This is a genomic window from Collinsella sp. AM12-1 (assembly GCF_003472325.1).
Lineage (GTDB): Bacteria > Actinomycetota > Coriobacteriia > Coriobacteriales > Coriobacteriaceae > Collinsella.
This window is the reverse complement of record NZ_QRLS01000011.1, coordinates 15660-42590: the sequence shown is the minus strand read 5'-3', so window position 1 is coordinate 42590 and position 26931 is coordinate 15660. Positions and strand designations below refer to the sequence as shown.

Here is a 26931-nt window from a genome sequence, read left to right as displayed (position 1 = left end):
CCACACCTTGCTTTGGAGCCGATGCTATGCTTAGGCACAATTGTCTTGAGGAGCATATGCCTATGTCTACGTTTTTGAATGCCAGCCCCATCTTTGGGCCCGTTCGCAGCCGTCGCCTTGGTCTCTCGCTCGGCGTCAACATGATGCCGGCCAGCGGCAAAATCTGCACGTTCGACTGCATCTACTGCGAGAACGGCCTCAACGCCGAGCGCCCCTGCCATGAGCCGTATAACACGGCTGCCGTGGTACTCGAAGCGCTCGAGGCAAAGCTGCGCGAGATGGCAGCCGAGGGCGAGCTCCCCGATGTAATCACCTTCGCAGGCAACGGCGAGCCCACCGCCGCACCGGAGTTTCCACGGGCCATCGCCGGCGCCGTCGCACTGCGCGACGAGCTTGCCCCAAACTCCAAGATCGCCGTGCTCTCCAACGGCACACGCGCCGACCGCCCCGAGGTGCACGACGCGCTCATGATGGTCGACGACAACATTCTTAAGCTCGATACCGTCGACCCGGCGTTTATCCAGCTGCTCGACCAGCCTGTTGGCCCCTACAACGTCGAACACCAGATCGAGACGTTCGCAAGCTTTGACGGTCACGTTATTATCCAGACGATCTTTTTGACCGGCGAGTATCAGGGCAAGCTCATCGACAATACCGGCGAGGAGTATGTTGCCCCCTGGCTCGCGGCGCTTGAGCGCATTCGTCCGCAGGAGGCGACCATCTACACGGTCGCGCGCGAGACACCAGTCGCCGGCCTTGCCAAAGCAGCGCCCGAGGTGCTCGACGCCATTGCCGCGCGCGTGCGCGCCCTCGGTATTCCCTGCCAGGTGAGCTACTAGCAAAACCACGCAGCAGCTAGTGCCCGCCATCCCGCCCCATCAGTTGCGGTGATATAGTTCCTATTTGTGCTGTTAAACCGCTTAAATCGGAACTATATCACCGCAACTTTTATGGCCGCGTGGGTGGGCTATACTAGCTGCGAATGAAAGGAAGTTAGCCATGTATGACAAAGGACCCGTGCCCGGCCGCAACGACGCTTGCTGGTGCGGCAGCGGCAAGAAATACAAGAAATGCCATAGCGCCTTTGATGAGCGCCTCGAGCGCTTGTGGGAAGAAGGCTGGGAGGTTCTGCCTCGCACGCTCTACAAGACTCCCGCCGATATCGAGGGCATCAAGCGCTCGGCAGCCATCAACGTGGGCGTGCTCGATTATGTGGGCGAGCATATCGCCGCAGGCATGACCACCAACCAGATCGACCAGATGATCTACGACTACACCGTCGAGCACGGTGGCACGCCGGCCGACCTCAACTACGAGGGCTACCCCAAGAGCGTGTGCACCTCGATCAATGATGTGGTCTGCCACGGCATTCCCTGCGATACGGACGTGCTGCACGAGGGCGACATCATCAACGTAGACTGCTCCACGATCTTGGACGGTTACTTTAGTGATTCGAGCCGCATGTTCTGCATCGGCGAGGTCTCGGCCGAGCGCCAGCGCCTGGTCGACGTCACCCGTGCCAGCGTGGAGGCGGGTCTGGCAGCCGTCAAGCCATGGCTACCGCTCTCCGTTATGGCCGAGGCAGTACAAAAGACCGTCGAGGACGCCGGCTTTAGCGTGGTGCGCGAGTACGGCGGACACGGCATCGGTAAGGAGTTCCACGAGGACCCGTTTGTGGGCTTTACCACCGAGGCGCCCGATGTGGACACCATCATGGTGCCGGGCATGGTCTTTACCATCGAGCCCATGGTCAACGCCGGAGCGCCCGACATCAAGATCAGCAAGGGCGACGGCTGGTGCGTGCGCACCAAGGACGGCAGCGATTCGGCCCAGTGCGAGGTACAGCTCGTGGTGACCGAGGACGGCTACGAGCTGCTGAGCTGGTAGCCGTGGATGCGCCGGGCTTCACGATGGATATGTTAACCATCGCGAAGCCCGGCGTTTTTATAGCGTTTTGCCTGATAAAACCCGCCAAAATAAACCTGTCCCTTTTTGGCGGGTCAAGCGGAAAGGACTACTTGTGAACATCTTGGTTTTGCTGCCCGTCAACGACCACCATCGCGCAATTCTTGAGTCGAGCGCTCCGGGCGAGGACTTTATCTACACGAGCGCCGACGCTATCACGCGCGAACAAGTCGCCAACGCCGACGTGATCTTGGGCAACATCGACTCTGACATGCTCACGGCATGCGAGCATCTCCAGCTGCTGCAATTGCAGACCGCCGGCTATGACGACTACCTTGCCGCCGGCACCGTGCCAGCCGACGCCAAACTGTCTTGCTCGGTGGGCGCCTACGGCCAGGCCGTGAGCGAGCACATGTTTGCCATGGTCCTTTCCATGATGAAGCGCCTGCCCGGCTATCACGACTTGCAGCGCGAACATCGCTGGGAGGATTTGGGGCCAGTTACCTCGCTCAAAAACGCCAACGTGCTGGTGCTGGGCGCGGGCGATATCGGCGGTCACTTTGCCACGCTCTGCCGCGGCATGGGCGCGCACGTCCGCGGCATCAAGCGCCATCCACTCGTCTACCCCATTGTGTTTGAGGACATGGACGGCATGGACGCCCTACCTGAGCGCCTGGCAGAGGCCGACATCGTCGCATCCTTTATGCCGAGCACGCCCGAGACCCGCGGTCTGGCGAACGCCGAGTTCTTTGCCGCGATGAAACCAGGTGCCTTCTTTGCCAACGGCGGCCGCGGCGACCTTGTGGTCACCGATGACTTGGTTGCCGTTCTGGAGTCGGGACATCTCGCCGGCGCCGCGGTCGACGTCACCGACCCCGAACCGCTGCCCGCGACAAGCCCCCTGTGGGATGCGCCCAACATGCTCATCACGCCGCACGTCTCCGGCTGGTTCCACCTGGCAGCCACGCTCAACAACGTCGTCGACATCGCCGCGGAGAATCTGCGTCACCTGCAGGCCGGCGAGACCCTGCGCTGCTGGATCGAACACTAATTGTTCCGGCGTTTTGCCAAACGCCGGAACCCCTCGACGCTGCGAGCCCGCCAGAGCGGCAATCTGACGTTCAATCGTCGGGCATGGCCAAAAGGCCTATGCCCTCCTCTTTCACGTCACCTTGCTCACTCTGGCGGGCTCTCGCTGACGTTTGCTCAACCTGCAGGGTCTTCAAATTGCTAGAGCGTTGCTAAGTAATTCTTTGCGTCTTCTACGCTCATTGCTGCAACGGGTGCGTGTGAACAGAGTTTGACATCGTTGGTGACCAGTAGATCTGCTTGAGCGCGTATCGCTGCCGCAATGATTAAATCGTCTTCGTAATCGCTATGGAGCTCACGCTGTCTGCTCGCCATCCAGATGTCGCTCAGGTCACAGGGCACTGGCGTGGCAAGCTGCGACAGCACGCTAAGACAATCCCATGCAAGCGAAGTCGCTACCGTAGCGGCATACTGGGAAAGCGAACCGTGCTCTCGCCGATACCATGCCTTATGTTCGCTTGAAATCAAATAAAACAGGTCTTTGGACGATGTCGCCGCATACAGCAAATCAACCTGCGCCGTGCATGCATCGCGTAAAAACTCAATCGCCACCGAACGACCACGTCGTGAGGGAATGAAGTAATCGAGCCACACGTTGGTGTCAACCAAGATGCGCTTTGGAGTCTCACTCATAGAGCCAGCTCATCTCCTCGCCATAGCGATCCGCATAGGCATTCCGTTTGAGCTCTTCGTCGTCCGATGGCTGAGCCTTGACCATATCGATTCCCGACTCACAGCAAGCGGCAGCGAACAGCTTCGACCCCTGATCCATAAGCTCGAGCTTACGTTTGGCGGCCTTTTCGCGCTCGCGCTGTTCCGCCCGGGCACGACTGGGCAGCAGGATATCCTCGAGCGCACCGGGGCGATCGGCCAGCGATGCTGCAAGCTGCCAGAGCGCTCGCACCGCTTGGCTCGGCGTCATACCGGCCTTGGAGAGAGCGGCGTCCCCACTCCTTTTAAGATCGGCATCGAGACGTACGTTGATCTGAGCGGCTGTTGTGGTCATGACCCCTCCTTAATACTTCAAAATATCATAAAGCTCTATGGTAGATACGTAAAGCATGTATAGCATTTATAAGCATTAGCCGTACTCTGTACACAAAAAGCCGCCGAGGCGCACTGCACCTCGGCGGCCACGTATCGCAGATCTAGTTCGGTTTCACCCTTTGCATTCGCCCAGATAAAACCTGCCAAAATAAACCTGTCCCTTTTTGGCAGGTTTTAGAGCTCCACTCTTTCGGCGCCGTTGATGGTCAGGTCACGCTCGTAGAAGGCGGTGAGGGCGCGGATGGCGTACATTACGTCGCGCACGCCGCCGGTCTCGTAGCTCGAGTGCATGGCAAGCTGCGGCAGGCCCACGTCCACGGCATGCATGCTCGCCTGCATATTGGACAGATTGCCCAGGGTAGAACCGCCGGCCATATCGCTCTTGTTGGCAAAGGCCTGCGTGGGCACGTCGGCGTCATCGCAAATGGCCTGGAACACCGCGCGGCTAAAGGCGTCGGTGCAGTAGTGCTGGTTGGCGGCCTCCTTGATGACGATGCCGCCGTTAAGCACAACCTGGTTGCGGGCGTCGCACTTCTCGGCGTGGTTGGGGTGCACGGCATGCGCGTTGTCGCAGCTCACGAGCATCGAAGCGGCAAGTGCGCGGTGGTACGACTCGTCATCGAAGCCCAGCGACCCGTTGATGCGGCGCAGCGCGTCGGCCAAGAACGTCGACATGGCGCCCTGCTTGGTCTCGGAGCCAACCTCCTCGTTATCAAAGCAGCAAAAGACCGAAACGTCGTGCGCATTCTCGGCACCCAAAAATGCCTGCAGCGAGGTGTAGGCGCAGGCCAGGTCGTCGAGCTTGGGCGTCGAGATAAACTCGTCGGCCCAGCCCCAAATGCGTGCATCCTGACGATTGACCAGGAACAGGTCGCGACCCAAAATTTGCTCGGGCTCAACGTCCAGTTCGTCGGCGATCAGGGCGTCAAAATCTCCCTGCTTAAGGTCGCCGGCGCTGATGAGCGGGCACAGGTCGACAGCTCGGTTGGGCGCAAAGCCCTCGTTAACGCCACGATTCATATGGATGGCAAGGCTCGGGATAATGGCAACTTCGCGCTCGGTAGCGAGCAAGCGGCTCTCGATACGGTCGCCCTCGCGCACCAGCACGCGGCCCGCAAGTGCCAGCGGGCGATCGAACCAGGTGTAGTCGATCATGCCGCCGTAGGCCTCGGTGTTCAGGCGCAGCGTCTCGCCCGCGCCGTCGAGCTCGGGCACGGCCTTAACCTTAAACGTCGGCGAATCGCTGTGTGACGCCGTGAGTTGAAAATGATAGTCGCCGGCAACGCCGTCCTCGCCCCACGTAGCGGCCAGGTCTTCGCCCACCTTAAAGGCAACGACGCTCGAGGTGTTGCGCTGCGTGTAATAACGCCCGCCCGGCTCGATGTCCCACGCTGCGTTCTCGGGCAGGTAGGTAAAGCCCGCCTCGTCGAGTTCGGCCATAATGGTCGCTGCCGTATGGAACATGCTGGGGCATGCCTCGATAAAGTCGATAAGGTCGTTGGAGGCCTCGATATCGTCGGCCGTCACGTGCACGCGCTCGATCGTTTCCTGATCCGTCATGCTCTCCCCTTTCGCTGGGTTGATGGTCCCCTCCAGCATACCCCGCCACGCCAGCGCCGCACTCTTCATTCCGTGCTTAATTCCGCGCCGCTCACCAAGTTGAGCCATCATGTCCGCGCTCCTTTTGCGACAATTGCGCTAACAGGACGAGAGGAGCCGTCATGAAGCCACGTAACATTGCCATCGCCTGCGGTGTCGCGGGTGTCGCCGTCGGCCTTGCCGCTGCCACCGGTATCGTTTATCACAAGCAAATCAAGTCCGCCGCGTCGCTCAAACGCTTGACCGGCTACGCGGATGGCAATGACCTGTACGCAATCGACATCGCCTACGACTACGATCTTGATCGCATCATCGCCGCCGGCGTACGCGACGACCAGGCCTACATCGATGCCGTGGTGGCGCAGGTGCTGCCCGGTGTGCCGGCACATGTCCAGGCGCCCCAGTTTGCCTGCAGCGCTTTTGTCGCCGTAGATGCCGAAGGCCGCGTGCGTACCGGTCGCAATTACGACTTTAAGGACGACACCTCGGCGCTGCTGGTGCGCAATCACCCACGCGGCGGCTATGCCTCCATCGGGTTTGCCGCCCTTAACAACCTGGGCGATAACACTCCGCTTGACTCCGTCGCCGGACGCGCCGCCGCACTCATGGGCCCGTTTGCCCAGCTCGACGGCGTCAACGAATGTGGCGTGTCCATTGCCGTGCTCACCCTGGATTCCAAACCCTGTGACCAGGACACGCAGCGCCCCGTCATCAATACCTCGCTCGCCATCCGTCTGGTGCTCGACCGTGCCGCCACCACGCAAGAAGCTGTCGACCTGCTTTCCGCCTACGACATGCACGCCATGGCAGGACGCGATTACCACTTCTTTATAAACGACGCCGCCGGTGACGCGCGCGTAGTAGAGTGGGATCCGCGCGATCCGGACCGCGCTTTCAAAGCGACTCCTGTAACCCAGGTTACGAACTTCTACGCCTGCTATGGCGACGAAGTGCTGCCTAACCAAAAGAATGGCGAGCTAGGCCATGGTAAAGAGCGCGCCGCCGCAATCGCCGATGTCCTCGACGCCCATACCGGCGCCCAAGACGAGGCAGTCGCTTGGAAGGCCCTACGCGCTGCAGCGCAAGAGCCCAATCCGGAAGACATCACCAGCAACACGCAGTGGTCGGTCGTCTTTGACAACACCGAGCCTGCTGCCGCCATCACGCTGCGCCGCCACTGGGGCGACATCGACGCATTCGCACTGTAAGGAGCCAGGCCCGTCGACTTTACGCTCGCCTGGCGTTGTTTACATTTCTATACGCTTGAGCTAACACGTTTTACCCCCGTATCAACAGTGTGCGGGGGTAAACTTATGCGCATGTTATAACTTGCCCGGAAGGATTCATCATGCTTAGGATCGGTCTTCTTACCAGTGGCGGCGACTGTCAAGCGCTCAACGCCACCATGCGCGGCATTGTCAAAACGCTTATGACCAATAGCGAAGAGCCTATTGAGATCTATGGTTTTGAGGACGGCTACCAGGGCCTTATCTACAGCAGGTTCCGCGTCATGACGCCCGCCGATTTTAGCGGCATCCTCACCCGCGGCGGCACCATCCTGGGCACGAGCCGCACGCCGTTCAAGCGCCTGGACATTCCCGAGGCCGACGGCGTCGAGAAGGTGCCCGCAATGGTCCACACCTATCATAAGCTGCAGCTCGACTGCCTGTTTATGCTGGGCGGTAACGGCTCCACCAAGACCGCCAACCGCCTGCGCGAAGAGGGCCTCAACGTTATCGCCCTGCCCAAGACCATCGATAACGACACCTGGGGCACCGAGCTGACGTTTGGCTTTACGAGCGCCATCGACGTCGCCACCAAGTGCATCGACGACATCCACACCACTGCCTCGAGTCACGGCCGCGTGTTTGTCATCGAGATCATGGGCCACAAGGTCGGTTGGATTCCGCTGTATGCCGGCGTCGCGGGCGGCGCGGACGTCATCCTGATTCCCGAGATCCCCTACGACATGGATAACGTCATCAAGACCATCGAGCATCGCATGGAGACCGGCAGCCGCTTTACCATCGTAGCCGTCGCCGAGGGCGCCATCTCCAAGGAGGACGCGGCACTGTCCAAGAAGGAGTACAAGAAGAAGCTCGCCGAGCGCACGAGCCCGTCAATCGTGTACGACATCGCCAAGGAGATCGAGGCCAAGACCGGTCGCGAGACCCGCGTCGCCATCCCCGGTCACACGCAGCGCGGCGGCCAGCCCGACGCCCAGGACCGCATCTTTGCGACCCAGTGCGGCGTCGAGGCAGCGCTTGGCTGCCTACGCGGCGAGTTTGGCTACATGATTGCCCTGCGTGACGGCAAGATGTGCCACATGCCGCTCGAGGAGGTCGCCGGCAAGCTCAAGTTTGTCGACCCCCAGAGCGATCTGGTACGCGAGGCCAAGGCGTTGGGCATCAGCTTCGGCGACGAATAGCCTCGGCTGGAATCCACCCCATCGGGCCCTCCGACCCCGCCCGACGTATTTCGATTTGGCTCCTCCCTTGACTCCGTCAAAGGTCGCCAATCGAAATCGTCGGGCGGGGTCGGAGGGTCCTGCGTTTACATACTCGCCGGGGCTATTCGTCTTCTTGCTGCGGGTGCCTGGGCTGGAATTGAGTTGCGGTGAAATAGTTCCTGCTTAGTCCACAAATGGCTGAATCCAAAAACTATTCCACCGCAACTTACTGAGTGGGGGCTCTTGGCTGCTACTTGCACTGACATTTGTCCTGAAATGGCTGGTCGTTAGGGATTGCTACCGGTAGTTGCGGTAGGGTTGGGGCAGATTCTAACTAGAAATGGTGGTCGCTACCGGTTGTTCTCGGCATACTCGGCTCATTCGATTCGACCATCAAACGAAAGGAACCACCATGGATCTTGCGATGGCGCAGCGGCTCGTTGATCGCCGCAAGGCTGCCGGGCTTTCTCAGGAGGCGCTTGCCGCCCAGCTGGGTGTGAGTCGTCAGGCTGTCAGTAAATGGGAGCGCAGCGAATCCTCGCCCGATACCGATAACCTTATTGCGCTCGCCGCGCTGTATGGCGTGTCGCTGGATGAGCTGCTGTATGGGGAGGCGGTGGCTAGCGCTGATGACTCACAGGCTGATGATGAGGCGCAGAACAGCAACGCCGGCACCAAAGCTTCAGATAAGGCTGAAGAGGCTGAGGCTTCTACTGAGCACGCTGATTGCAGCGATAAGCCACTTGTCGATATTTCCCTCGCGCGCGGTATCCACGTCATTGATCCCAATAAAGGCGAGGAAGTCCATGTTGGTTGGAGCGGCATCCATGTGACCAACGAGCGCAAGGGCGAAGAGGTGCATGTGGGGCCGGACGGCGTGCATATCGATACGCTTGAGGACGATGGACATAGCGTACGCACCAATGACGACGGCACCGTCACCATCGACGGCGAGACGTTTTCCAGCTGGAAGGAAGCACACGACAAGCTCGACCATCATGGCAAGCATTTCCACACCAAGGTCGGACGTGCATGGAACAAATTCCCCTTCCCCGCACTTGTCACTCTCGCCTATCTGGTGCTCGGCATTGTCTACGGCACATGGGGCATGGGGCTTTTCCTCGTCTTTCTGGTTCCCGTCTACTACGCGATTGGTGACTTCATCGATCGGCGCCACCTGTCTAAGCTGATCGAGGCCATCTACCCGGCAGCCGCCATCGCTTGGTTCCTCTACATGTGGCTCTGTTTGGGACAGCCCCATCCTGCATGGATCATCCTCATCACGATTCCCGTCATAAAGGCGCTCATGCGCTGGTGCCGCAAACAATGGAAGCACCGCAAACAGGCCTAACACGCTCCGACCCACCAGCACCCAACCGCCCCCGCCCTTCTCCTAAGTTGCGGTGAGATAGGGACTGTTTTGAAGCTCCAAAGCGCCAAACAGTCCGTATATCACCGCAACTTACAAACAACTGGGTCAGTTCCGGCACGGAGATTAGCATTGAGCTGACCGCGCGCCAAGAAAAGGGCCTATTTACTACGTTTAACTCGAGAGGGCCGACCATACCCGCCTTTTCCGAAAACTGGCAAGCCATCTACCTGCGGTTTTAATTTCATAATCTTTGTCACGGTCGAGGGTGTGGTAGCAAACGTAGTAGATAGGCCCATTTTGTGGCATACGACCCATACAAGCCCAATCTCGAAGGCCAAAGAGAGTCTCTCATCCACGCCTGCGAGCGAAAACCAAATAGAATGAAAGGCAAATGGAAAGCCCGTTTGACGGGGCAAACGCCGGGCCACCTAATGGTTGTCCGGCGTTTGCCCCGATAAAACCTGCCAAAATAAACCTGTCCCTTTTTGGCAGGCTACTCGGCGCTCTTGAGGGCGCCGACCATGTCGATCTTATTGAGGGTGCGATTGGTAGCGAGGTTGACGATGATCGTAAAGCCGAAGGAAAGCACCACGGCAAGCACGTAGCTCAGCGGCTCGACTTCGACGTCAAAGTACAATGACGGCATCTGCAAGATGTACGTAAAGCTCTCGGCCAGCGCACCACCCAGCGGTACGCCCAGCGCGGCGCCAATCGCCGTGAGGATCAGCGTCTCCTTGTTAACGTAGTGGTGTACCTCACCACGACGGAAGCCCAGCACCTTGATAGTCGCCAGCTCGCGTTCGCGCTCCGAGATGTTGGTGTTAGACAACGTGAATACCACCACAAACGACAGGCACGCCGCCATAAAGGTCACAAGCACCACGACCGAATTGATAATCGTAAAGTTTGCCTCATAGTTTTCCCAATGCTCGGCGGTACTCGACAGCGTAATCCAACCATCGCTCTTAAGACGGTTGGTAAACGCAATCTGATCGGCCGACGAACCCTTAAGCAGCGCAAGGATGCCGTTGAGGCGCGCGCTTCGACCGAATGCGCGCTCATAGGTGCTCTGCGTCATGTAAAGCGTGTTGCCCAGATAGTTGAGCGAAATGTCGCTGACCTTGACCTTGGCAACATTGAGCGACGAATCCTGGACGTGTGCCGTATCGCCCGGCTTGATCCCCAGCACCAGCTGAGAGCTCTTGCTCAAATACACATCTCCGCCACGCAGGGCGAGCAGTTCTTTGGACTCGTCCTCGAGACACACGTAGTCGTCCAGGTCGTTCGCGCGGTCATCGGGCACCACGATCAGTTGCACGGTCTCGCTCTTGCCGCCAAATGTAAAGGTGACGTTGTCGGTCATAATCGGCAGCGTCGAAGTCACGGTCACGTCGGAATCCTTGGCTGCGCTTCGCTCGTCGAGCGCCGCGCACGTCTGCGAAAAATCGTCGGGATTGGCGACCGCCAGCAGGTCGTAGCGCGTGATATGCCCGTACTGCTTGGGCGAAAGCGCCACCGACGTATCGCGGATGCCCATACCGCAGATCACGAGCGCCGTGCAGCCAGCGATACCGAAGATGGTCATAAAGGCGCGCTTTTTGTAGCGGAACAGGTTGCGTGCAGCGACCTTGTTCAAAAAGCCCATGCGGTGCCAGATAAAGCCAATGCGCTCGAGCAGAATGCGCGAGCCGGCGCGCGGAGCCTTGGGGCGCATGAGCGAGGCAGGGGTCTCGGCCATCTCGTGGCGGCAGGCGATAATCGTGGCTCCCACCACGCCCACGGCAAACAGCGCCACCGAAACGATCGAGGACACGATGTCGTACGAAAGCAGCATCTGGGGCAGCGAGTACATGTCGTCGAACACCGTAAACAAGAACAGCGGCAGACCCACAAATCCGATGATATTGCCGAGCACGCCACCGATCAGACACGCCCACAGCGAGTAGTCCACATATTTGGACAGGATGCGCCCGCGTGAATAGCCGAGCGCCTTGTACAGGCCAATAAGCGTGCGCTCCTCCTCGACCATGCGGGTGGCGGTGGTGAGACTGATAAGCACGGCGACGATAAAGAAGATGAACGGGAACACCGTGGCGATGGCCTCGATCGAAGAACTATCGCTCTCGACGCTCGAGTAGCTTGCGATATTGCCGCGGTCCTGGATGTACCAGGTGCATTCGCCCAGGTCAGAGAGCTCGGCGCGGGCATCGGCAAACTGCTGGTCGGCGGCGGCACGGCGCTGGTCCAGGTCGGCTTGCGCCTGCGCACGCTCGTCGCTGCCCTCGGCCATGCGATTGATGTTGTCCTGCTCGATCCCAAAGACCATATTCGCCTGACGCTCAGCTGCGTCCAAGCTCGCCGGTGTGTCGACCGTCAGCTCCTGGGCGCGCGCCTTCTCACGCTCCTCGCGGATCTTCTCGATATTGCCCTTGACCTCATTGATCTTTGCCGAGTAGGCATCCGAATAGGAGTTGAGGCTCTTGGCTCCCTCGACGACCACGTGGACAGCGGAGTAGGAAGAAGATGTCGCGGCATCCTCGCTCACGTAGAACTTGTAGTCCGCAGTCGAAGCAGCGCGAAAGGCGTTGACTGTCGAGTCGGAGCTCACGTCGGTAGGATCGAGAACCTCGGCCGTGATGGTGTAGTCCCCATCGGCAAACTGGTCCTTGGCGCTTTGGTTCGACGAGCTCGCATCGTTGGCGGCAAAGCTCACCGTATCGCCGATTTTCTTGCCCGAAGCCTTCAAAAAACGTGAGGTCACTGCCACTTCGCCCGAAGTCTCGGGCAGCTCGCCGCGCACTAGCACCGGTTGGTCAATATTCTCTTTGGAGAGGCTCTGTACGACGACACGCTCGCGCGTCGTACCCACGGCGGTATAGGCGGTCTCGGTATAGATGCCCTCGGCCGTCTCGACGCCATCGACCTCTTGGATCGCGGCAATATCGTCACCGGTCAGACCATAGGTCGACTGCACGTTGATGTCATAGACATTCTGCTGGTCAAAATAGGCGTCGACCGAATCACACAGGTCCTCGCAGCCCGCCTTAAGGCCGCACATCACGCTCACGCCAAGCGCGGTGATCACAACGATAGACAAGAAGCGTTTGAGGCTGCCGCGAATCGTGCGGTAGATGCCACGGCGAAAAACCGTCGGCACCATATCGTTTGAGCTTTGGGCGGTACGGTAGGTCGTAAAATCCTGCTCGCGCTCCGTGTTCTGCGCGTCGCGGCGTTGACTGTTTTGGCGGTCCTGATTCATGGGCGCTACCACTCGATCGTCTCGATAGGCACAGGATTTTGCTGGATCGTCTCGCTCTCCACGCGGCCGCTCTTAAAGCGGATCAGGCGATCGGCCATGGGCGCCAGCGCAGAGTTGTGGGTGATGATGATGACCGTAATGCCTTGCTTGCGGCAAGTGTCCTGTAGCAGCTGCAAGATCTGCTTGCCGGTTTTGTAGTCGAGTGCACCCGTAGGCTCGTCGCACAAAAGCAGCTTGGGGTTCTTAGCCAGCGCGCGGGCGATGGATACGCGCTGCTGCTCGCCGCCCGAAAGCTGCGCCGGAAAGTTAGCGAGGCGGTCGCCCAGGCCAACCTGGCGAAGCGTTTGCTCGGCATCGAGCGAATCGGGGCAGATCTGCGCCGCGAGTTCGACGTTCTCAAGCGCCGTCAGGTTAGGGACCAGATTGTAGAACTGAAAGACAAAGCCAACATCGGCGCGACGGTATTCCACAAGCTGAGCCTCGTTGGCAGAGCTCACGTCACGCCCGTCCACCGTCACGGTGCCAGAAGTTGCCGTGTCCATGCCGCCCAGAATGTTGAGAGCCGTGGTCTTGCCGGCACCCGAAGCACCCAAAATGATGGCGAGCTCGCCGCGCTCGACCGTAAAGCTCGCGCCGTCGAGCGCGTGGATGCGGGCATCGCCCTCGCCGTATGCCTTGATGACGTCTTTGAATTCGATATAGGCCATCGATTAATTCCCATCTGGTCGGATAACTCTATAGTATTACCCATTTCGCACCGACCAAAAAGGGACAGGTTTATTTTGGCAGGTTTTATAAGGGGAAACGTACCTCTTTGGGGGCAGCGCGGGACGCGCAGGGGCGGCCGTGCAGATCGGCACAGCCGTCTCACGTGGAATCGACCGACGCCCGCCTTTCCGTGACACCGGCAACTCGTTTTTGCTTGTTGGCATGGCCGCCATTATGACTTGGGACTGAGCACTCAAATTCTCACTCCTCATTGCCACGCTTGCCGCAAGCTATCAGGGTGACGAGATGACGACGCTCGCTGTAGCAGCGCAGCCACACTCTATAAGCGAGGCGTTTGCCAGCAAAAAAGCGCGCGACAGGGTAAGCCCGCCGCGCGCTATCCTATGCGGACTAGTTATTGTTGTTGGTCATCGAGGCCACTGCTGCCGCAAGATTGGAAATGGGCATCGTCTGCAACCAGATGCGACCGGGACCGGTGAGCACGGTGTTGAACACGCCCTCGCCACCAAACATGATGTTTTTGACGCCCTTGACCATTTGAGCGTCGATGCTCACGGTCTCCTCAAAGCCGGCCACGTTGCCGGTATCCACAATCATCTGCTGGCCAGCAGCGAGCTCGTACTCAACCAGGTCGCCGTCGATCTCGGCAAAAGCAACACCCGAGCCCGTGAGCTTCTGCATGATAAAGCCCTCGCCGCCAAAGACGCCGGCCTTTGCCTTCTTGTTAAAGTGAATGCTCAACTCGACGCCACTTTCCGCGGCAAGGAACGAACGCTTCTGCAAAATCCAGCTCTTGCCCGGACCGATCTCGATTGGCACGATGCGGCCGGGGAAGCAGGAGCCAAACGCGATCATGCCATCGCCACGCGCGGTCCAAATGTTTTGGAACAATGCCTCACCCGAAAAAGCCTTGGAGAACATCTTGCCGATGCCACCGCCCGAGGTAGACATTTCCATGTTGGGGGTCATCCAAGCCATGGCGCCGCTTTCGGTGATCATGGATTCGCCATCGCTAAGGTTGCACGTAACAACCGGGAAAGCCCCTCCGCCGATCTCGTACTGCATGACCGTCTCCTTTCCACTCAGGAGCCGAATAACGATGCCTATATTTTAGCAGGTAGAGATGCATATGTTCACACCGCCCATGCCCTCTCCTGCGGACGTTTCCCCAGATAAAACCTGCCAAAATAAACCTGTTCCTTTTTGGCAGGTTTTAAAGGCAAACGGTGAAGGTGATCTGGTTGCCGTGACCGGATACGGTGGCGGCGCCTCCATGGGCCTCGGCGATGGCACGCACCACGGACAGGCCCACGCCCGAGCCACCCGTCTTGGAGCTGCGCGACGCATCCGCACGATAGAAGCGATCGAACAATCGGTCCAGGTCGCCCTCGGGCAGCTCGTCCACGGCGTTCGATACGACAAGCTCGGCGGCGCCCTTGCCTTTGCCGTGCGAAACGGCGCACAGGCTCAGCTCAATCACGCTGCCCTCGCTCGCATAGCGCGTGGCGTTGTCCAGTAGCAACTCAACCACCTGCGCCACCGCCGCGGCATCGGCATGGGTCCGCACGCCGGTCGCAATCGACGTCGACAGGCGTTTACCGCCTGAGACCGCCACCGACTTAAACGGCGCCGCCGTCTTGTTCACCGCCTCCGAAAGATCGATCGACGCCATGGTAAAGCCCGCCGAGCCCTCGTCCATGCGTGCCAAGAACACCAAGCGCTCCGTGAGCGCCGATAATAGCGCACCCGCACTCGCCTTAGTGCTGCCTTAGCAGGTCGATGAGCATATTTAAAAAAGCAAGGTTATAGCTTAGTCGGACTTAAGGAACGGGCGGCTTCACATCTCGCCCTGCAAACAACGCCCGTACAGCGAGCGCGCTTGCCGCATGGGCGTTGCGGCCGCCTGCAGCTTATAGATAGGCACCCTCGAGGCGCAGCAGCCACTCCTTGCGATCCAGTCCACCGGCGTATCCGTTGAGCGATCCGTCGGCCGCGACCACGCGATGGCACGGCACGATAATCGAAATAGGGTTGCGAGCGACCGCAGCCCCCACCGCGCGAGGAGATACAACGGGCGCTTCATTTCCCGGCACACGATGTCGAGCCGCAACACGCTGGGCGATCTCGCCATACGTAGCGACCTCGCCACGCGGGATCGAAAGCAGCTCAAACCAAACCTCACGCTGAAACGCCGTGCCGATCATATGCAACGGCGGCGTAAACCGAGGTTCCTGCCCTGCAAAATAAGCATTCAGCCAAGCCCAGGAACGCTCAAGCACCGAAGAGGCCGCACCATTTGCCGGACTCACCGACGACATGCCACCAGTACCGGAAACCGCATCGACGCCTTCAACATGTTCGGAGTCTTCACGGAGAAGCGTGGAGCCAAAGTGCTCCTGCCCCTCAAACCAAAGCCCCGTCAGACCGCGGCCATCAGCGGCAAGCAGGATTTCGCCCAAAGGCGAAGCAAACGTCGTCGTGACCACCAGCGGCTCCTTTCAAAACTCCGCAACATAATACCGCGAATTGTGCAGACAACCCCCGCAGATACGTCCGGGCGGGCTCGCAATTACTTCAGCGAGGCTGTTTTTCCCAATCAAGCGAAGAAGACGCGGGGCTTCGACGCCAGGGCGGTACCCCCGCCAGCTGAGCTCTAATACTTTTCCCGAGAAGTGAACGAGTAAAAACGAAGTCCCGGAGCATCCACACCTTTAGACCGCAAAACCGCAGGATTCGCGCTGCAAAACCGCAGGAAATAGCGGTCAAAATATGCCAATGCTTCGGGGGTCCAAATAAGGTCCTTCACTTCTCGGGAAAGTATTAGACCTCAATTCGCACCAAGCCCAAAGTCACCCCAAGCAGCAGGCGCGAAGCGCCGCCGCTGCCGCCACGGCCCCGCAGTAGACCCAGGCGGCAGGCGCGAAGCGCCGAGGCCGCCGCCGGGACTAGGCCCCGCAACAACCACGTGCTCCCATATCAGCCCAGCGGCCCCAACCAACAACGGCCCCATCGCAAGCCGCTCGCAGCAACGTCACCGCAAGCGGGGGCCGGGCTTAGTTTTCAGAACACTCCGCAGACCAGTGTGGCGCCTTGTCCGCGGCTCCGAAGGAGCAGGACAAGGCGCCACACATGGTCGAGGACGTTCTGAAAACTAAACCCGGCCCCCGCCGGACAGGTCAACCTACTCGCAGAGCAGCTTAGCGATCTGGACAGCGTTGGTTGCCGCGCCCTTACGGATTTGGTCGCCGCAGCACCAGAAGGTAATGCCACGTGCGGCCTCGGGGTTCGAGATATCACGGCGCACGCGACCGACCCAAATCAGGTCCTGGTCGGAGGTGTCCATCGGCATGGGGAAGCGGTCGTGCGCATCCTCGGCACTCATGTCGTCAACCAGCTTGACGCCCGGAGCGGCGGCCAGCGCAGCACGGGCCTCCTCAACCGTAATGTCGCGCTCGAACTCGAGCGTAATGCTCTCGGAGTGCGAGCGCAGCACGGGCACGCGCACGCAGGTGCAGTTCACGCGCAGCTCGGGCAGGTGCATGATCTTGCGGCCCTCGTTTTGCAGCTTCATCTCCTCGGAGGTAAAGCCCTCCTCCTTGACGCCGCCAATCTGCGGAATCAGGTTGCTCGCCAGCTGGGCGGCAAAGGCGCGCGGCTCGGGAATCTCCTCACCACGGCCCAGAGCGGCCAGCTGAGCCTCGAGCTCGGCCATACCGGGAGTGCCAGCACCCGAAGCTGCCTGATACGTGGACACGATCATGCGCTTCACGCCGGCGAGCTGATGTAGCGGCCACGTGGGAACCAGGCCGATGATAGTCGCGCAGTTGGGGTTGGCGATCAAGCCGTGGTGCCACTTAATGTCATCGGCGTTAATCTCGGGCACGACCAGCGGCACCTCGGGATCCAGACGGAAGGCATGGCTGTTGTCGACCACGACGGCGCCGCGCTTGACGGCCTCGGGCAGCAGTTCCTTGGCGATATCGTCGCCGGCAGCGCCGAGTACGATGTCGCAGCCCTCAAAAGCCTCGGGGCAAGCCTCCTCAATCACAACCTGCTCGCCGCGGAACTCGACGGTCTTGCCCGCAGAGCGCGCGCTCGCCAGCAGCTTGAGCTTGCCAACCGGAAACTCCTGCTCGTTGAGGCACTCGAGCATCTGGGTGCCAACAGCTCCCGTCGCGCCCAAAATAGCAACCGTGTACTGTTTCATGCTTCCCCCTTTTAAGGTTGTGGCTTTTGCCCGCACGCCGAGCAGGCTGAATAGTCTTGCCCAGTTTATACAAAAACGGGACGGATATGAAACCCGCCCCGTCGAAACGAAACCGAAACGAAACGCCCCACGGTAGATTTTTGAGACATGACCCAAAAACCTACCGAGCAGTCACTACTTTTTGAGCGCGGCCGGGACGGGATCGACCGGCGCGGGAGCCTCCAGGTCGGAGACCTTCACAATGCCGTTCTCATCGGAGAAGGCGCGGTAAATGGTCCGAATCGCCAGGTCGAAGTCCTTCTCCTCGACACCGATAATGATGTTGATCTCGTCACAGCTCTGCGAAATCATACGCACGCTCACGCCGGCCTGGCCAAGCATGCCAAACAGGTGGCCCGAGATACCTGCGCGGCCGCGCAGGTTACGGCCGACGGTCGCGATGAGCGCCAAGCCCTCAACGACCTCGATCTCGAGCGGCTCGACCTCCTGCTGAATGTCGCCCACGAGCGAGTACAGCGAGTCGTGCACGTCCTGCTCCTGCACCACGGCGCCAAAGCGGTCGACACCGGTGGGCATGTGCTCGACGGAAACGTCATAGCGCTCGAAGACCGAAAGCGCGCGGCGCATAAAGCCGACACGCGGCTTGGTGCGGTCGCGGGCAACGTTGATGGCGACAAAGCCGCGCTTGCCGGTCACGCCGGTAATGATGGGCTCCGCCTCGCCCTCATCAGCCGTCTCGCTAATGATGGTGCCGGGGTCCTGCGGCGCATTGGTGTTCTTGATGACCAGCGGAATACCAGCCTCGCGCACGGGGAACACAGCTTCCTCGTGCAGGACGCTTGCGCCCATGTACGAAAGCTCGCGCAGCTCCTCGTAGGTAACGCGCGCAATGGGCTGAGCCTCGGGCACAATACGCGGATCGGCAGAATAGAAGCCCGAAACGTCGGTCCAGTTCTCGTACAGGTCGGCGCCCAGGCACTTGGCCAGGATCGAGCCCGAGATATCGCCGCCGCCACGATCGAGCAGCTTGATCTGGCCCTCACGCGTCGCGCCATAGAAACCGGGCATAACGAAGCCGCCCTGCTGACCGTACTCTTGCACCAGCTCGGAGGTGCGATTCATGCTGAGCGTACCGTCGTGATGGAACGCCACGACCGTCGCGGCGTCCAGGAACGGTAGGCCCAGGTACTCAGCCATCAGGCGAGCGGTAAAGTACTCGCCGCGGCTTACGAGCTCCTCAGTAGAGTAGCCACCGGAGCGAGCACGCTCGGCAAAGGCCGCAAACTCCTCACGGATGGGATAGGTGAGCTCCAGCTCGTCAGCGATATCAAAATAGCGCTGGCCAATGTCCTCGAGCAGTTCCTCGCACGACACGTGGTACTTAACGTGCGCGTTAACCAGGTAGAGCAGGTCGGTCACCTTGGTGTCGCCCTTAAAGCGGCGACCGCAGGCGGAAACCACCACAAAACGGCGAGCCGGGTCGGCATCGACGATGGCCTTGATTTTCTTAAAGTGTTCGGCGTCGGCGACCGACGAGCCGCCAAACTTGGCAATCTTAATCATGGGCTGGAGGTTACCTTTCTAAAAAGCCTCTGCGAACCTATTTTGCGCGCTCTGATACCATGGGTTCACCGATTGGGACCAAGGTATCCGAGGAGCACTGTTATATGGGAACTTATCATAGTACACGAGGACGCACTTTATCATGCTCAAGTAAGGTGGCAATCCGCACCGGCATAGCTCCCGACGGGGGTTTGTTTGTCTCGGACGAGCTTGGCACCCAGCAGGTCGATATCAGCTCGCTTGCAGATAAATCGTACTTTGAAATCGCTCAAAATGTGTTGGGAATGTTACTGAACGATTACACGGACGAAGAAATTTCGGCGTGTGTCGACGAGGCATATCGTGGCACGTTCGCAAGTGAAGAGGTCACACCGCTCGTCAAACTCGATACAGCGCCGGGCACCGACGTCCCTCAAACCTATGTGATGGAGCTCTTTGGCGGCCCCACGAGCGCCTTTAAGGACGTCGCCCTGCAGATGCTCCCCCGCCTCATGGCCCGCACCTCCGCCAAGGACGGCGGCGCCGAGCGCATCATGATCGTCACCGCCACGTCGGGCGACACCGGCAAGGCCGCACTCGCCGGCTTTGCCGACGCCCCGGGCACGGGCATTACCGTCTTTTATCCCGAGGGCAAGGTCAGCCGCGTCCAGAACCTGCAGATGTCCACACAGGAGGGCGAAAACGTCGCCGTCTGCGGTATCCGCGGCAACTTTGACGACGCCCAAAGCGCCGTCAAGCGTATCTTTGCCGATAAGGAACTGGCCGAGCGCCTGAAGGCCGCCGGCACCGTGCTTTCGAGCGCCAACTCCATCAACGTCGGCCGCTTGGTGCCGCAGGTCGTCTACTACTTTGCCGCCTATGCGCAACTGCTACGCGCCGGCGCTATCGAGGCTGGCGACGCCGTAGAGTTCTGCGTGCCCACCGGCAACTTTGGCGATATCTTGGCCGGCTACTACGCCAAGCGCATGGGTCTGCCCGTCGCCAAGCTCGTCGTGGCGAGCGACAAGAACAACGTGCTTGCCGACTTCCTGACCACCGGCGTCTACGATCGCAACCGTCCGTTCTTCACGACCATCTCGCCGTCGATGGACATCCTCATCAGCTCTAACCTGGAGCGCATGCTGTACTTCCTGTCCAATGGCGACTGCGAGCTTGTTGCCGGCCTTATGGAGCAGCTGGCACAGACCGGCCGCTACGAGGTGACCGCCGAGCTGCTGGCCAAGATCCAGAGCGTGTTTGGCTGCGGCTGGGCCACCGAGGACGAGGTCCGCGCTGCCATCAAGAGCTGCTGGGGTGCGAACGGCTACATAATCGACCCGCACACCGCTTGCGGCTATCACGTCTTTGAGCAGGTCGCCCCCGCCGAGGGCGCCAAGGCCCGCGTGCTGCTTTCGACCGCCAGCCCCTACAAGTTCCCGCGCGCCTGCTGCGACGCTCTGGGCCTCAACGTTCCCGAGGATGATTTTGAGGCTATGCGTGTACTCGAGCAGGCCACCAACACGGTCGCCCCGACCCAGCTCGCCGAGCTCGAGTCCAAACCCGTCCGTTTCGAAGACGTCTGCGACGTAGCCGATATGGCCAACTACGTAGAGTCTGCAGCAAAAAAGATGACTTCCAACTAAAACCCCTTATTAAGCGCCGGCGAAAGCCGGCGCACCTTCTTTCATCAGATAACCCTCGGGATGATGGCGAACTGACATGCGGGTCTGCCTGTTTAGTTCGTCGCGAGTTCCGCACGAGCCGGAAAGCACTTAATGTGCTTTCCGAGCGAGCCAGGACTGCCCGAGCAGCGAACTAAACAGGCAGACCGCCCAGGAGATTCCCATGATCAAGATCACCGTCCCAGCAACAAGCGCCAACTTGGGCATTGGCTACGATACCCTCGGCATGGCCGTCAGCCTCTACTCGCACTTCACCTTCGAGCGCGCCGACAAGCTCACCATCACGGGCTGCCCCGAGGAGTTCCAAAACGAGAGCAACCTAGTCTACGTGAGCTTTGTGGATGCGCTGGCCGCATGGGGCGAGCCGGCCTTCCCCGTCGCCATCGACATTCAGACTGACGTTCCCGTCGCTCGTGGCCTGGGTTCCAGCTCCACCTGCGTTGTCGCTGGTATCATGGCCGCCGCCGCTTTAACGGGCCACACCGTCGACCGCGCCGAGCTCGTCCGCATTGCCACCGAGGTCGAGGGCCACCCCGATAACGTCGCCCCCGCTATCCTAGGCGGCGCCGTCTGCTCCTTTACGCCGACCGACTCGCTCCCCCAGTGCCTTCGCTACGAGGTGAGCGATCGCTTGCGTTTTATTACCGTGATTCCGCCCTACGAAGTACACACGAGTGAGGCGCGCAAGGTCGTGCCGCAGGAGATCCCGCTCTCCACCGCCGTGTGGCAGATGGGCCGCATCGCCGGCATGACGCGCGGTTTGGAGACTGGTGACCTGGACCTGATTGCCGCCGCTAATGACGACCGCATCCAGGAGCCCTATCGTCGCCGCCTGATTCCCGACTACAACGCTGTGCGCGACACCTGCCTTAACGGCGGCGCCAAGACCATCTGGATCAGTGGCTCCGGCTCGACCCTCATGGCCGTAACTGATGACACCATCGTGGCAAAGTTCCTGCAGGTCAAGCTGCGTGAGCAGTTCCCCAAGTGTGACACGCATATTCTGACGTGCGACACCGAGGGCGCTCAAATCGAGTACCTGTAGACATCGCCGATCGGTCTGTCCGGGCCACCCGGGGGCATCCCCTTAAAAACGTCCTCGCACTTGAGGCCCGCTTATCCTGCTCCTTCGGAGCATCGGATAGGCGGGCCTCGTGCTGCGGAATGTTTTTAAGGGGATGCCCCTGGGTGGCCCTATGGTAACGTGACTAGCGATGTCTACAGGGACCCACGCTTTGAAGGGGCGCCGGGCTGAAATTATGGCCTTTTATTGGTAGGGGCTCTTGCTAGGCTGGAGCCCTTACTAGAGGCAGGCCTCGGCGATGCGGCGTTTGAGTTCGTCGATGCCGGTGCCGGTTTGGGAGCTTGTGATGATTACGTTCTCGGCCGGGACGTTGAGCTGCTTTTTGATGGCTGCTGACTGGCGGGCCTGCTGGGTGCGGCTGAGCTTGTCGGCTTTGGTGAGGCAGACGATAAAGTTGAACTCGTTGCCTTGCAGGTAGTCGATCATGTCATGATCGAGCTTGCTGGGGTCGTGACGAATGTCAACCAGTGATACAACCAGGTTAAAGCTGCGCTCGGAGTCAAAGAAGTCGCCGATAAGCTCGGCCCAGCGATCGCGCTCAGCTTTGGAGCGACGGGCGAAACCGTAACCCGGCAGGTCGACAAAATGCACGTCATCGGCCTCAAAGAAGTTGATGTTGCTCGTTTTGCCCGGCGTACTCGAAACCTTGACCAGGTTCTTGCGGCCAAAAAGCTTGTTCATAATCGACGACTTGCCCACGTTGGAGCGGCCGACAAAGCTCACCTCGGGGCAGGTGGACTCGGGAATCTGCGAAACCTTGCCATAGCTGGCGACGAACTTGGCAAGCTGATAGTTAATGGAATCGGCCATGGACACTCCTTGGTCGTAGGTTTTTACAAAACGGGCGCGCTATTGCGCGGCGGCAATACGACGAACGATGTCAAGCGTGATGCCGCTCGCGGTGCGAGCGTACTCATCCAGATCGAACTCGCGCTCACAAAACGCGTCATATGCCTCGTCACAATTATCGCTGATAGCGCGCAGCACCAGGCAATCGACACCATTCTTGGCCGCGATGTGCGCAATTGCCGCGCCCTCCATCTCGACGCAATCGGCATGCGTGGCCTCAATCGCAGCGTTACGCATGGCGTCACCCGTAACAAAGCGGTCACCCGTGGCGATAGTGCCACACAGGAACTGCTTGGGGTCCTTCTCCGCAGAAGTCTCCTCCGTCGAGGCATCCACAAATCCATGCTCGGCAAGCACGGCGGCAGCAACATCAACCAACGCCGGCGTCGAGACAAACTCCTCGAGCCCCGGCGCCGACTCGGCAATGAGTGCCGTGTCAGTATCCAGATAGCGCAGGCACTTGCCAATAATCACGTCGTTAATATGGAGCTTAGGGTTTAGGCCGCCCGCGATACCCGAAAACACAACTGCCCGCGGGGCGTATTTGCTGATGAGATGCTGCGTTGCGGCGGCGGCATTCACGGTGCCCATGCCAGCGGTCGTGGCGACTACTGTCAGACCGTCAAGCTCGCCGCTTACAACGGTCAAGCCCGCCTCTTGCGACACATGAGCGCCGTTCAGTTCTTCTTTAATCTGCGTAACCTCTTTTTCGAGTGCGCCTATGATCGCGATGGTTGCCATGCCATCCCCCCAAATTCGTGCAAATTGCTTATCCACGGTATGGTACCAGCATTTTGGTTCTTTCACTTTTTACGAAGTCGCTAGGCCAACGAGGACCGCACATCATAGAGCGCCTTTGCAATCGCAGCCGTAACCTCGCTCGAGCGATCGCTCCACGGCATCGACGTCATGACGCTCATAACATAGCTATGGCCGTCGACGTCGATCAGTCCGGCATCGCATGTCGAATAGCAACCGTCCTCGCTGATCCAACCCGCCTTGTTGCGCACCAAGACCTGATCGTCCGCAATGCCATCGCGAATAAACGATCGGGTCGTAGAGGTCAGAAGGCCCGACAGCCATTGCGACGTCTCGGTGTCACAGCTCAAATACTCACTCATCTCGCACCACAACTTGGCCGAGGTGCGCGGGCAGTAGGTCGGAAAATCACTCATCGGATCCAGTGCCGTTTCGTTATCAACACCCAGGTTGGCAATCCAATCCTCATAGCCATCATGGTCAAACGCCGCGCGTAACGCGATAAACGAATCGTTGTCCGAGTTGACGACGGCATTCTCGATAAGGTCGCGTACCGTCTGCCAGCCCATGCTGTAACCACCATACGTGGCTAAAGCCCAATCGAGCGACACCTGCCCCGATTCGACCAACGTCTCGCAAATATAGAGCGCATACAGCGCCTTGTAACTGCTCGCTCCATACACCGCGACATCGGCGTTATACGTCACGCCCCTACCGCTCGATAGGTCGTAGAACACTACGCCTACGTCGCCCAGCTCCTGCGCCCGACTCAGGGCATCCTGGAGCGAGGTAAGGCTCTGATCCTCCAAGGTAGGAGTCTTGTTATCCACCAACGAGAAGGTTTGAACGGTATCACCCGAAGGGATATCGTTGAAGTCCGCCTTCGAAAGTCTCGTCTTGAGATCTGCCGTCGACAGAGCTTGATCTGCCGACGCTTTGGACTTTGAAACCTTCTCGTTTTGCAGCTGTACCGTTGACGCATCTGAGCGCACCGTTCGCTCCAAGGCGTGGGTTTTAACGGCAATTCCGAGGATAAAAACCGCTAACGCTAGCATTCCTATGGCGGCAATCTTCGCCCCGCGAAAGCGAGCGTCGGCAAGGCCGCGCGAAGACATGCCCTTCGTCTCATATCTGCTGCCATGCTGCGGCACATACTCGTCCCGCGATTTGCCCTTTCGCACGTGGTCTCCTGATTGTGCCCGTTCATATACGAGCAGCATAATACTGAGCAGCCATTTCTTTCCCAAATTGTTTGACACCGTTTAAGGCGTCTTTAAAGAAACCACAGGCGTATTTATCCAAATGGCACGATTCTGTTGCGCATCTCTGCCCAAAACGCAGTTGCGGTGAAATAGTTCCTGTTTGGACGGCATAGGCCGATACACAAGAACTATTCCACCGCAACTTGACGGGGCTCTTTAGCGATCAACTATGTGCCCGGGGCACTCATTTAAGTCTGTCCCCAATGAGTGCTGCTAGCCGATGGCGTTTTTGAGTTCCGCACGGCGCTTTTTCATGCCGGCCATGACGGCGTTGCGCAGCTCGGGCATGCGCGCGGTATCCATCTGGGGCACGCCCTCGAGCTTATAGGGAATACCCAGTTGCTCGTACTTGACGACACCCATCGTGTGATACGGCAGCATTTCCAGGCCCACCACGTTGTGCCATGGAGCGATCAGGCGACCGAGCTTCTCGCATTCCTCCGCCGTGTCGGTGATACCCGGCACCACCACATGGCGAATAACAACCTTAATCTTGCGACGGGCAAGCTCATCGCCAAACGCCAGGATGCGCGCAGGATCGCAACCGGTCAGCTTTTTATGCTCAACCGGATCGGCATGCTTGATGTCGAGCAGCACCATATCGGTCTCGTTGAGAACAGCATCGAACTTCTCCGGATGCTTGGGATCAAATGCATAGCCACAGCTGTCTAGGCAGGTGTGTACGCGGCCATCGGGGTTGTTGTGCATCACACGGAACAGGTCGGCCAAAAACTCGGGCTGCAGGAGCGGTTCGCCGCCCGAAACGGTAATGCCGCCGCTACGGTAGAACTCATGGTTGCTCTGGAACTCGTCCATGAGATGCTCGACGGTCACCATCGTGCCACCGTTAACAGACCAGGTATCGGGATTGTGGCAATACGCGCAGCGCATGGGACAGCCCTGAACAAACACCACAAAGCGGATGCCGGGACCGTCGACCGTACCCATCGTCTCAATCGAATGCACGCGGCCCAGGGCAAACGCAGAGTCCTCGGGACGAGCGTCCACACCCTCGAGCGTCATCTCAGCCATTCCCGCTACCTTGCCTCTCATTGGTTTTAGTTACATAAATGTCAGAGCCATTCTAGCCCATACGCATGATGGCAAAACGGTTTAGGGGTCAATTAGGTCGTCCTATTTTACTTCACGCAAAAGCGGCGGGAAGGTTGTCACAACCCGCCCGTCGCCGAGGCAATAGAAATCGATAGACGCCAGGCCTTACGCCTTAAGCGTGAGCACCGCACCGAAGGCGGTCGGGCCGCAATGGCTCGAGATGACACCGCCAACCTGAGTCCAGGTAATATCCTTAAAGCCCAGGTCATGCGCATAGACCTCCATGTCGTCGCGCAGCTCCTGGGAAAGGCCCACCGAATACGCCAGGCCAATGTGCGAGTAGTCGATCTCGCCCTTGGCAACCATGTGGTCAATAAAGGCGCGGGCGCACTTGAGCATAGAGCCGCGGAACTTCTTAGTCGCCACGAACTTGCCGCCCGTCACCTCAATGCAGGGCTTAATCTTGAGCAGATGGGCGCCTAGGAACGCGACGTTGGACAAGCGACCGCCCGCCTTAAGGAAGGCAAGGTCCGTAGGAACAAAGCCCAACAGCACGCGGTCCATGACGGAGTTCGTAAATGCAAAGATCTCGTCGACGGTGGCATCGGGGTGAGCCTCGATGTATTTGGCGGTCTCGACGACAACGAGCGACTGGCCCACCGAGACAAAGCGCGTGTCCATGGAGAACACGTAGTCGCGCCCCTGGGCCGCAATCTTTGAGGACTGATGCGAGCAGGTCGTGGCCTCGGAATACGCGAGATGCAGAATAGTCGCGTCGGGCTGCTCGGCGTGAATGCGGTCGTACACACGGGAGAAATCTGCCGGTGCGCAGCCACTGGTCTTGGGCATCACGCCAAACTCGTTGCAGCGCGAATAAATCTCGAGCGGATCGATCGAGCCGTCCTCGACGGTCTCGTCACCAATCGTGACATGCATGGGCACGCGCACGATGCCGTAGCGTTCGCAGAGCTCTGGCGTCACATCCGAACCAGATTCAACCACGATTACGTACTTGCCCATTCTTATCACGACCCATCTCGACAT

The 26931-nt window shown here is 59.4% G+C and carries 23 protein-coding genes and 1 pseudogene; 9 read left to right on the top strand and 15 right to left on the bottom strand.

What is annotated here, in order from left to right; translation table 11 throughout:
* The first annotated feature begins 62 nt into the window (after positions 1-62).
* The 3 genes from DW136_RS06700 to DW136_RS06690 all read left to right on the top strand — a co-directional run bounded on the left by DW136_RS06700 (position 63) and on the right by DW136_RS06690 (position 2956).
* A complete protein-coding gene (locus tag DW136_RS06700; RefSeq protein WP_117584148.1) occupies positions 63-839 on the top strand; it encodes a radical SAM protein in 777 nt (258 codons plus the stop codon).
* Between the two features lie 160 nt (positions 840-999).
* Entirely contained in the window at positions 1000-1887 is an 888-nt protein-coding gene (gene map, locus DW136_RS06695; protein WP_117584149.1) for a type I methionyl aminopeptidase, read from the top strand.
* A gap of 133 nt (positions 1888-2020) precedes the next feature.
* Complete coding sequence (locus DW136_RS06690) at positions 2021-2956, top strand: D-2-hydroxyacid dehydrogenase (RefSeq protein ID WP_117584150.1); 936 nt, start codon at positions 2021-2023, stop codon at positions 2954-2956.
* Between the two features lie 179 nt (positions 2957-3135).
* Here the strand turns inward: DW136_RS06690 and DW136_RS06685 are convergent, their stop codons facing one another.
* The 3 genes from DW136_RS06685 to DW136_RS06675 all read right to left on the bottom strand — a co-directional run bounded on the left by DW136_RS06685 (position 3136) and on the right by DW136_RS06675 (position 5601).
* A complete protein-coding gene (locus DW136_RS06685) occupies positions 3136-3627 on the bottom strand; it encodes a PIN domain-containing protein (RefSeq protein ID WP_117629925.1) in 492 nt (163 codons plus the stop codon).
* On the bottom strand, positions 3620-4000 hold the full coding sequence (locus DW136_RS06680; RefSeq protein WP_117584152.1) for a translation repressor RelB: 381 nt from the start codon (positions 3998-4000) through the stop codon (positions 3620-3622). The genes DW136_RS06685 and DW136_RS06680 overlap by 8 nt, the downstream gene beginning before the upstream one ends.
* A gap of 215 nt (positions 4001-4215) precedes the next feature.
* Entirely contained in the window at positions 4216-5601 is a 1386-nt protein-coding gene (locus DW136_RS06675) for a M18 family aminopeptidase (protein WP_233503855.1), read from the bottom strand.
* A 161-nt stretch (positions 5602-5762) separates the two neighbouring features.
* Here DW136_RS06675 and DW136_RS06670 point away from each other — a divergent pair, with 161 nt between their 5' ends.
* The 3 genes from DW136_RS06670 (at position 5763) to DW136_RS06660 (ending at position 9440) form a co-directional block, all read left to right on the top strand.
* Positions 5763-6848 (top strand): carcinine hydrolase/isopenicillin-N N-acyltransferase family protein, encoded by a 1086-nt coding sequence (locus DW136_RS06670; RefSeq protein WP_118289314.1) that lies wholly within the window; start codon positions 5763-5765, stop codon positions 6846-6848.
* 140 nt (positions 6849-6988) lie between these two features.
* Positions 6989-8068 (top strand): 6-phosphofructokinase, encoded by a 1080-nt coding sequence (locus tag DW136_RS06665; protein ID WP_117584154.1) that lies wholly within the window; start codon positions 6989-6991, stop codon positions 8066-8068.
* Between the two features lie 433 nt (positions 8069-8501).
* Positions 8502-9440 (top strand): helix-turn-helix domain-containing protein, encoded by a 939-nt coding sequence (locus tag DW136_RS06660; RefSeq protein ID WP_117563855.1) that lies wholly within the window; start codon positions 8502-8504, stop codon positions 9438-9440.
* A 514-nt stretch (positions 9441-9954) separates the two neighbouring features.
* Here the strand turns inward: DW136_RS06660 and DW136_RS06655 are convergent.
* Together DW136_RS06655 and DW136_RS06650 are read right to left on the bottom strand one after the other, a co-directional pair.
* Positions 9955-12720, bottom strand: coding sequence for an ABC transporter permease (locus DW136_RS06655; protein WP_233505711.1), 2766 nt, complete (start codon positions 12718-12720; stop codon positions 9955-9957).
* 5 nt (positions 12721-12725) lie between these two features.
* Positions 12726-13427, bottom strand: a complete 702-nt coding sequence (locus tag DW136_RS06650) for an ABC transporter ATP-binding protein (protein ID WP_117629924.1) — start codon at positions 13425-13427, stop codon at positions 12726-12728.
* Between the two features lie 109 nt (positions 13428-13536).
* On the opposite strand from DW136_RS06650, the pseudogene DW136_RS10270 reads away from it, so the two are divergent.
* A pseudogene (locus tag DW136_RS10270) lies at positions 13537-13677 on the top strand (hypothetical protein); the annotation flags it as partial.
* 162 nt (positions 13678-13839) lie between these two features.
* Here the strand turns inward: DW136_RS10270 and DW136_RS06640 are convergent.
* The 5 genes from DW136_RS06640 to DW136_RS06620 form a co-directional block, all read right to left on the bottom strand.
* Positions 13840-14514, bottom strand: coding sequence for a TIGR00266 family protein (locus tag DW136_RS06640; protein WP_117629922.1), 675 nt, complete (start codon positions 14512-14514; stop codon positions 13840-13842).
* Between the two features lie 148 nt (positions 14515-14662).
* Complete coding sequence (locus DW136_RS06635) at positions 14663-15163, bottom strand: ATP-binding protein (RefSeq protein ID WP_117629921.1); 501 nt, start codon at positions 15161-15163, stop codon at positions 14663-14665.
* 196 nt (positions 15164-15359) lie between these two features.
* Positions 15360-15935, bottom strand: coding sequence for a methylated-DNA--[protein]-cysteine S-methyltransferase (locus DW136_RS06630; RefSeq protein ID WP_233505710.1), 576 nt, complete (start codon positions 15933-15935; stop codon positions 15360-15362).
* A gap of 695 nt (positions 15936-16630) precedes the next feature.
* The gene (locus tag DW136_RS06625; protein WP_117584158.1) at positions 16631-17656 is read right to left on the bottom strand and encodes an aspartate-semialdehyde dehydrogenase; all 1026 of its coding nucleotides are present in this window, start codon (positions 17654-17656) and stop codon (positions 16631-16633) included.
* A 174-nt stretch (positions 17657-17830) separates the two neighbouring features.
* The gene (locus tag DW136_RS06620; protein ID WP_117584159.1) at positions 17831-19219 is read right to left on the bottom strand and encodes an aspartate kinase; all 1389 of its coding nucleotides are present in this window, start codon (positions 19217-19219) and stop codon (positions 17831-17833) included.
* 104 nt (positions 19220-19323) lie between these two features.
* Between DW136_RS06620 and thrC the strand changes: the two genes are divergently transcribed.
* Together thrC and thrB are read left to right on the top strand one after the other, a co-directional pair.
* Complete coding sequence (gene thrC / locus DW136_RS06615) at positions 19324-20841, top strand: threonine synthase (RefSeq protein ID WP_117584160.1); 1518 nt, start codon at positions 19324-19326, stop codon at positions 20839-20841.
* Between the two features lie 202 nt (positions 20842-21043).
* On the top strand, positions 21044-21925 hold the full coding sequence (gene thrB / locus DW136_RS06610) for a homoserine kinase (protein ID WP_117584161.1): 882 nt from the start codon (positions 21044-21046) through the stop codon (positions 21923-21925).
* Between the two features lie 258 nt (positions 21926-22183).
* On the opposite strand, the gene yihA is transcribed toward thrB, so the two are convergent.
* The 5 genes from yihA to DW136_RS06585 form a co-directional block, all read right to left on the bottom strand.
* Entirely contained in the window at positions 22184-22774 is a 591-nt protein-coding gene (yihA, locus tag DW136_RS06605; RefSeq protein ID WP_117629919.1) for a ribosome biogenesis GTP-binding protein YihA/YsxC, read from the bottom strand.
* Positions 22775-22813: 39 nt separating this feature from the next.
* Complete coding sequence (gene mtnN / locus DW136_RS06600; protein ID WP_117583513.1) at positions 22814-23554, bottom strand: 5'-methylthioadenosine/S-adenosylhomocysteine nucleosidase; 741 nt, start codon at positions 23552-23554, stop codon at positions 22814-22816.
* Between the two features lie 80 nt (positions 23555-23634).
* Positions 23635-24564: a serine hydrolase gene (locus tag DW136_RS06595; protein WP_158551689.1), complete on the bottom strand. Its 930-nt coding sequence runs from the start codon at positions 24562-24564 to the stop codon at positions 23635-23637.
* A 483-nt stretch (positions 24565-25047) separates the two neighbouring features.
* Entirely contained in the window at positions 25048-25866 is an 819-nt protein-coding gene (pflA, locus tag DW136_RS06590; RefSeq protein WP_117583515.1) for a pyruvate formate-lyase-activating protein, read from the bottom strand.
* A gap of 186 nt (positions 25867-26052) precedes the next feature.
* The gene (locus DW136_RS06585; protein ID WP_233503811.1) at positions 26053-26907 is read right to left on the bottom strand and encodes a DegV family protein; all 855 of its coding nucleotides are present in this window, start codon (positions 26905-26907) and stop codon (positions 26053-26055) included.
* Positions 26908-26931: the final 24 nt, after the last annotated feature.